The following is a 7,942-nucleotide window of genomic DNA, read 5'->3' as shown; positions in this document are numbered from 1 at the left end:
CGTGCGCGATGATCTGAAGGGGAAACCGGTGGCGCTTGTAGCTGATTGACGATGACTTATCGATGCCACCTACGTCCAATTACGGGCATGAGCAACCAAACGGCAAGTTAACGTGACAACACCCACTACGAATAGGATCACATCTTTCGGATATTGCGCACCTCTGAAGGAAATCATGAGCTGGCTTTCGACTTGATTTGACCGACAGTCATTCATCCACTAATTCCAAGAGCGTCAATGGCCAAAAGTTTGCAACAGAACCTGTGACAACACCCTTTGAAAACAACCTGATGAAAATTTGGAACCGTCTGACGTAAAAGAATAAATCAGATATTGCGCTTCACCGTGAGCTCATATTCCGCCATCAACATAATTGTAACGAAATCCACGTCCCTTTATCAAAGCGAGTTATTGTTGGATGCTATATAATATAGTATATCAATTTACATGACTTAGCTTGACCAAGAGGCAAGAAATGTTCCAACCGATCGTCGACAACACCAGAGTTCCGGCTGACGGGCGCGAAGTTCGCCCCCTTATTAATCCTGCCCTCGGCCAGCCGTTTGACGAGTTTGTCTGTGCAAGCGAAGAAGATGCCGACAGCGCCGCTGAAGCCGCTGGACGAGCGTTCGAAGCGTGGTCGCAGGTGCCGCCAAAACGCCGCGCGTGGGTACTTGATGACATTGCCGCCCGTGTTAAGGCGGCCTCCGAGAAGTTGGCCGCGCAGATCACTGCAGAACAGGGTAAGCCGCTGGACGAAGCTCGTCTTGAGATGTCCGGGGTTGTCGGTATGTTCGAACATTTTGCCGAGATGGCGGATACCATGGCCTTTTCTTACGAACGGCCGGGGCAAGGCGCACGCCGCACCATCGACATGGTGCCGGTCGGGCCCGTGATTGTCATTACCACATGGAATTTCCCGGTCGAAACCGCGGCTGTACATATCGCTCCCGCGCTGGCTGCGGGTTGTACTGTAGTAGTGCTCGCCAACAACGACACACCCTCGTCAGTTGCGATGCTTGTTGAGATTCTCAATAGGGCAGATCTGCCCTGCGGAGCGGTCAATCTAGTCATGGGGTCGTCTTCGAAACTGTCGGCACGTCTGATCAAGCACCCAGCTATGAGGCATTTGTCCTATACCGGGTCGGTCAATGTAGGTCGCGTGCTGGCCTCGCAATGCGGGGCTGAGATCATGCGTTGCACGCTGGAGCTGGGCGGCAACGCGCCCGCCATAGTACTACCGGGTTCAGATGTGGACCAGGTGGCGAAAGCGCTTATATCCAAACGGTTCTGGAATGCCGGCCAGGTCTGTACCGCGCCCAACCGCATCTATGTGAACCGAGACCAGCATGACGCCTTTGCCGAGGCCGCAGGCGGTTATGCCCGCAGGTTAATTCTGGGAGATGGCGCTGACGATAGCACAACCATGGGACCGCTGGCCAATATGGAACGTGTGCAGTCGATGGACAAAATCGCCGCTGACGCGCTGGCGAAGGGGGCAACGCCCGTGCTGAACGAGCCCGCTCCACAGAACGAGGGCTTCTATGCCCCACCCCGCGTGTTCGCAAATGTACCTGATGAGGCCCTGGGCATGGGTGAAGAGATTTTTGGACCCATCGCCTGCATCGCCCCTTACGACGATCTGGATGATGTCATCGCACGCTCTAATGATTGCGAGCTGGGCTTGTCGAGCTATGTCTATGGCCCCGATCAGACCGAGGCCGAGGCTGTCGCCGCCCGACTGCAAACTGGCACTGTTGCCGTCAACCAGTTGACCACCGCTTACATCGATGTCCCTTTTGGCGGCGTGAAGGCCAGCGGTCTGGGCTGTGTCGGCGGTGAAGCAGCGGTGCAGGAGTATCTGTTCCCGCGCCTGACAGCCGCGAAACCCTGAATTAAACTCCGCTAAACTGGAAAGGGCGACCGCTGACCGCCCTTTCCAGTGAGAACTGTTAGCGCTGTACGGACTCCCAATTGGGATCCGAGAAAAATGGCAGGTTCGACGGCGGCAGAGGGTCCTTGCCGAGGATCATGTCAGACGCTTTTTCGCCAATCATCATCGTCGGGCAATTAAGGTTGGCAGACGGGATTATGGGCATGATCGAGGCGTCCGCGACCCGCAAATTGTCAATGCCATGAACCCGGCATTCCGGATCAACCACTGCCATCTCGTCCACGCCCATCTTGCAGGTGCCGGATGGGTGATACGAAGAATGGCAGTTCTCACGCAGCCACGTTTCGATATCAGCGTCGCTTTGCACCATCGCGCCGGGGAATATCTCATCGCCGGTAAAGACAGCCAATGACGGCTGCTCGGTCAGTTCGCGCGACAAGCGCAAGCCGGCGACCAATTCTTCGACATCTTCAGGATGTTCCAGCATGTTGTAACGAATACGCGGGGCAGCGAAGGGATCGTTTGACGCCAGCTTGACATAACCTCGACTATGCGGGCGCTGATTGGTGAATTGTAGCTGGAACGCATGTTCTTTAATGAAATCCGCCGAACCTTCGGCCACCGCAATCTGGAACAGCGCAATCTGAATGTTCGGAAACCGCACGCCCGCCTTAGTGCGGATGAAACAGACCGCGTCGAAATGGTTGTTGGCCAAAAGCCCTTTGCGGGTCAACGCCCAGTCGATTACCCCTTTCGCCTGGCTGAACAGGTTCAGATGCCGATAGAGCGTAACCGGCTGAGTGCATTTCACCTGCAATGACGTCAAAGGATGGTCCATCAGGTTCTCGCCAACACCGGGAAGGTCATGCACAACCTTGATCCCGTGTTCACCTAATTGCGCCGCAGGGCCGACGCCCGAATGCATGAGGATTGTCGGGCTATTGAACGCCCCAGCAGACAACACAACCTCGCGCCGGGCGGTGGCAGCAACCTCGCGCCCACCTTGTACATAACGGACGCCTTTAGCAGCCCTGTCTTCGATGATCAGATTACGGACAATGCAGCCCGTCTGGATATCCAGATTGGTTGGTGGGTTGTGCAAATAACAATAAGCGGTCGAGGACCGGCGACCATCGGCCACGTTCTTGGGCAAATACCCGAACCCGTCCTGCTGGCCGCCATTCACATCGTCGGTGCGGTAATATCCCGCTTCTTCCCCCGCATCCAGAAAGGCCCGGGTCAGCGGATTGTCGGACCCCATAGTCGACGCGCGGATCTTGCCGGAATGCCCCTGATATTCGTTGCCGTCGTCGACGCGGGTCTCCAGCCGCTGGAAGTAGGGCAGTACATCCGCATAGGACCAGCCCCGCGCGCCACTTTCGGCCCAGCCTTCATAGTCCATCGGGTGTCCGCGTAGATATAGCTGACCGTTGATCGAGCTGGATCCACCCAGCACCTTGCCACGCGGTTGCACCAACACCCGATTGTTCAGGTAGGGCTCGGGTTCGGTTTCAAAATTCCAGTTATATTTTGGCGCGTTATAGGCGTAACGCATTGCGGCCGGCACATGAAACAGCAGGCTTGAATCCCTTGGCCCTGCTTCCAGCAAAAGTACTTTGTTATTGCTGTCTTCAGCCAACCTGGCCGCAATGATTGCCCCGGCGCTACCCGAGCCGACCACGATGAAATCATAATCTGTTTGCATTTCGACTTCGTTATTGATTGTACCCCCGATCGACAGATCAGGCGGTGTTGGTGACAGACAATTCGTCCCGGGTTTCCGCTTCGGTTAGTTCCTTCGCCGCGCGTGTTGTGGCCTGATCGATGTGCGTGGTCATTTCCGCGACAGCGGCGGCAACGTCACCTTTTTTAGCCGCATCGAGAATACGAGCATGTTCGCTGTGTAGTTTTCCTAGCTGATGTTCATGTGTGACCACGCGAAACTGTGTCAGCCGCGCAATGCCATCATACTGATCTGAGACGATGTCCAGTGATCGTTGCAGCCTCGACGGTCCCAGCAGCGTCAGATGGAAATCCTTGTTCAGCTCTACCATTTCCCATGGGTCTTTGACCTTCTCAGTTCGGTTCAGAACCTTTTCACACGCTTTTAGGGTTTTCGCGGTATGCCTCGGGACGGCGTCCGCCAGAATAATTGGCTCTAAAGCGCCACGAATCTGGTTCATTTCCACAAGGTCCCGAACGTCGATGCGCGCGATGATCGGGCTACGGCGAGGGCGCAACTCGATCAGGTTTTCCGAGGCCAGCATCCTTACTGCTTCCCGCAGTGGGACGATCGAGACATCCATCTCGGCTGCCAATGGCATGATCTTGAGCTCTTGGCCAGGTTCCCATTCACCCGCGATGATCTGCCTTTTCAAAATCTCATAGATCGCTTTGGGGCCATCGCCGTAGTTGAGAAACTCTTTCATTATCCTCTTCCCATTTGATTGACACCGGAGCCATTGAATGCGCTGGCGGCCGCAAGCAAGAGATCGTCGCTGCCGAAAGCCCCGACCAGTTGCACTCCAACCGGCATTCCCTCAATTCGGTCGCCGATAGGCATGACGCACGCGGGCAGATACAGCAAACTGCCAAGCATATACAGCATGTGAAGCTTCAGAACAGGCATATCATTGCCGTTCACATGCACAGTTCGGCTGGCTACATCATTGGCAACGCGAAACGCGGGGGGTGGACCCGCGGCCGCAGGGCACAAAAGAACATCGAACTCCTCAAAAAACCCAGCCACTTTCCGGCACATCTCCAACCTCTCCTCATGCAGGATCAACCAGTCCCGATGGCTGAGGGCGGTACCAATCGCGTTGAGTTCTGCGAGTTTGTTTTTAGTGGCGGGCTCCAACTGCTGTCGCACGCGATAATCTGCAACAAGTTCGGTTTTCCGCGAGGTTTCCGCACGAACCAGTAAGTTCATCACCTCGGTCGCTCGTTCAAAATCAATATCGGGTTGCGCCTGGACAACCGTTGTCCCGGTATTACGTAGGCGGTCGGTGAACTTGTCCAATGCTTGCTGATAGCGTGTATCAATCGGGCAGCCTGACTGCGTAGGCAATCGTGCGATTTTGATCTTTTTGGGAAAGATCTTTTTGTCTGAGGCGGGCTTGGTACGCAAAACCGAAAGCGCCAGAGCGATATCGCGGGCCGAGCGGGTCAGAAGACCTGCCGCTCCGATATCGGGTTCGCGAAGTTCATTCAATGGGCTGTGCCCAGCAAGCGAGATTTCACCCCAGCTCGGCTTCAATCCGAAAACACCACAGCAATGTGCTGGATATCGGATTGAACCGCCCTGATCGCTGCCGATGTCAATGTAGGACATGCCGCTGGCCACCGCTGCCGCCGAACCGCCTGACGACCCTCCCGCGCTGCGACTTGGATCATGCGGGTTGCGCGTCTGTCCGAACAAGGGGTTTGCTGTTTCCCAGTCCGATAAATATGGAGGGATGTTGGTTTTTCCAATAATGACCGCACCCGCTTTTTTCAGGCGCGAGACGACATGTGAATCGGTTTCCGCGATACAGTTGGATCGGTCAGGATCGCCCCATGTTGTTGGGTGCCCGGCCCAATCGAAACATTCCTTTATGGTAACCGGAACACCGTGGAGCGGCCCAAAGCAATCTTCAACACCGTCGCAGGCATCGGCCTGTGCCCTCGCGCCCACTTTGTCCTCATAGACAACGGCATTGATCGCGTCATTACGGTCATCGATTGCCGTCAAACAGGCTTCCAGCGCATCGCGCGCAGACACTTTTTTGCGGGCAATAGCTGCACGCAGCGTCACCGCATCCGGATAGAGGCCGCATGCCCTGTTTGGATGTGATGACACCATCTGAATCATCCTGCCTCCAAAACCTTGGACAAGAACTGCTTCAGACGATCATGCTGCGGATTACCAAACAGATCATCCGGCTTGCCCTGCTCGACCATCTTGCCGCCGTCGAAGAAACAGACACGATCCGACACTTCGCGCGCAAAGCCCATCTGGTGTGTGACCAACAGCATGGTGTAATCGCCGGATTTCGCCAGATCGCGGATCACCTCAAGTACTTCACCGACCATTTCCGGGTCCAGCGCTGATGTCGGCTCGTCAAACAGCAGAATTTCGGGATGCATGGCAAGTGTTCGAGCGATGGCAACGCGCTGTTGCTGGCCACCCGATAGCTGACTGGGATAGTGATTGGCCTTTTCCGCCAGCCCCACCATTTCCAGCAACCGCATGGATTCCTCAGTCGCCTCGGCTTTGGACTTGCCTTGAGTGTGGATCGGACTTTCGTTGCAGTTATCCAATGCTGTCATGTGCGGAAAGAGGTTGAAGCTCTGAAACACCATTCCAATCTTGGACCGGATGCGCCGGACATGTGCCTTGGACGCATCCACCAGCTGGCCATCCACGTTCATCTTATTCAAGGGTTCACCGTCGACATACATGGTGCCGCCTTGAATGCCCTCCAACGTCATTAGAACACGTAAAACGGTGGTTTTACCCGAGCCAGAGGGGCCGATGATCGAGACCACCTCACCAGTATCGACCGAGAAGTCCAGATCCTTGAGGACCTGAAGCGCTCCATAGGCCTTAAGGACTTTGTCGAATTGAATCATGGGGTGGGTCAATGCAGGATGCTCCTCTTGACGTAGTTTTCAACGAGACGGATGCCGAAGGCCGCGATCAGGCTCATGACCAGAAAGAATATCCCGGCGATGGTGATCGCCTCAGTGAACCGATAATATTCTGCCCCGATCAGTTTCGAGACCTGCATGATCTCGGCCACAGCCACGAATGACAGCAGCGGTGTTTCCTTAAAGATCGCAACCAGATAGTTACCCAATGCGGGTACGATCGGCGGTAGAGATTGCGGAATAATCACATCCCGGAAGGTGCGATACGTTGACATGTTCAGCGCGATACATGCCTCCCACTGACCTTTGGGGACCGCCTGAAACCCGGCGCGATAAACCTCGGCGCACAGCGCTGAGTTGTAGATGCCGATGGCCAGAATTCCTGTGGTCAGCGGCGGCAGGGTCAGGCCGATCTCCGGCAGCAGAAAAAACAGAAAGAATATCTGAACCAATAGCGGTGTGGCCCGGATAAACTCAATCAATTCGGTCGCCGGACGGCTGATCCAGGCCGACCGGTTGGTTTTCAAAAGCATGAGGATCAGCCCGCCCACCAGAGCAAAAGCAAAGCTGGCTACTGTGGCCCAGATCGTCACACCCGCAGCTTGCCACATCTTGGGCAAGACCACGTCGAAGGTAAAATCCCATCTCCAATCCATGGCTCAGACCCTCTTGCTCAGGTGACGGGAGTAATGTTCTTCCAGCGCTTCACCGCCAAAGCGCACAAACTGTGCGAAGACGTAGTAAAGCAGCATGGTGATGAAGAAGATTTCCACTGTTCGGTAGTGCAACTGGTTCTGCTGAACCGCCGCATAGGTGATGTCGACCAAGGTCACTGCTGACACCAGCGCCGTAGCCTTGATCAGTTCAATTGTCAGATTGCTCATGCCCGGGATCATGACAGCGATGGCTTGCGGTAGAACGATCCGTGTCAAGCGCTTATAGGGCGTCATATTTAGAGCGATGGTTGCCTCGGTCTGGCCCTTCGGCACAGCTGCGATCGCTCCGCGCACGACCTCGGCCCCATAGGCGCCAAAGTTCAAGCCTATGGCCGTCACACCGGCTACCATTGGAGACAGGGTGACGCCAAACTCAGGCATTACGAAGAACATCCAGAACAGGATGACCAGCAGCGACGTTCCCCGGAACACCTCGATGTAAAAAATCGAAGTCCAACGGATGGGCCTATTGGCAGACAGCCTGCCGATGCCTGAGATCACCGACATAAAGAGAAACAGCGCAATCGACAGGATCGAGACCTGAACGGTCACCACCGCCCCTTTCAGAATGGCAGGCAGAAATACCCGCATTTCTGAAAACGTGGCGAAGGTCATACCGACCAGAAAGGCGATCAACGCGGATACGATAGCGATGCGATTCATGCGCATTCTCCGCAAGTGTTTCGTGTTTCCCGGCCCG

7 protein-coding genes are annotated in these 7,942 nt (G+C 55.4%); 1 reads left to right on the top strand and 6 read right to left on the bottom strand.

Annotated features, from left to right (window positions below; genetic code table 11):
* Positions 1 to 475 precede the first annotated feature (475 nt).
* Positions 476 to 1,894 carry an aldehyde dehydrogenase family protein gene (locus AC2FLA_RS21115; RefSeq protein ID WP_496725041.1) on the top strand — a complete coding sequence of 473 codons (1,419 nt, stop codon included), beginning with the start codon at positions 476 to 478 and terminating at the stop codon, positions 1,892 to 1,894.
* A 58-nt stretch (positions 1,895 to 1,952) separates the two neighbouring features.
* Here the strand turns inward: AC2FLA_RS21115 and AC2FLA_RS21110 are convergent, their stop codons facing one another.
* Genes AC2FLA_RS21110 through ehuC form a run of 6 tightly spaced genes read right to left on the bottom strand, consistent with a single transcriptional unit; the run spans position 1,953 to position 7,905 of the window.
* A complete protein-coding gene (locus AC2FLA_RS21110; RefSeq protein WP_496725039.1) occupies positions 1,953 to 3,599 on the bottom strand; it encodes a choline dehydrogenase in 1,647 nt (548 codons plus the stop codon).
* Between the two features lie 37 nt (positions 3,600 to 3,636).
* Positions 3,637 to 4,323, bottom strand: a complete 687-nt coding sequence (locus tag AC2FLA_RS21105) for a GntR family transcriptional regulator (RefSeq protein WP_496725037.1) — start codon at positions 4,321 to 4,323, stop codon at positions 3,637 to 3,639.
* Positions 4,323 to 5,738, bottom strand: coding sequence for an amidase family protein (locus tag AC2FLA_RS21100; protein ID WP_496725035.1), 1,416 nt, complete (start codon positions 5,736 to 5,738; stop codon positions 4,323 to 4,325). The genes AC2FLA_RS21105 and AC2FLA_RS21100 overlap by 1 nt, the downstream gene beginning before the upstream one ends.
* Positions 5,739 to 5,743: 5 nt before the next feature.
* Entirely contained in the window at positions 5,744 to 6,520 is a 777-nt protein-coding gene (gene ehuA, locus AC2FLA_RS21095) for an ectoine/hydroxyectoine ABC transporter ATP-binding protein EhuA (RefSeq protein WP_496725033.1), read from the bottom strand.
* A complete protein-coding gene (ehuD, locus tag AC2FLA_RS21090) occupies positions 6,517 to 7,182 on the bottom strand; it encodes an ectoine/hydroxyectoine ABC transporter permease subunit EhuD (protein WP_496725031.1) in 666 nt (221 codons plus the stop codon). The genes ehuA and ehuD overlap by 4 nt, the downstream gene beginning before the upstream one ends.
* Before the next feature lie 3 nt (positions 7,183 to 7,185).
* Positions 7,186 to 7,905, bottom strand: coding sequence for an ectoine/hydroxyectoine ABC transporter permease subunit EhuC (gene ehuC, locus AC2FLA_RS21085; protein ID WP_496725029.1), 720 nt, complete (start codon positions 7,903 to 7,905; stop codon positions 7,186 to 7,188).
* Positions 7,906 to 7,942 lie beyond the last annotated feature (37 nt).

This window comes from Ruegeria sp. CDSA033 (assembly GCF_059612305.1).
The sequence above is the reverse complement of the archived record's forward strand: the minus strand, read 5'-3'. Positions and strand labels throughout refer to the sequence as shown.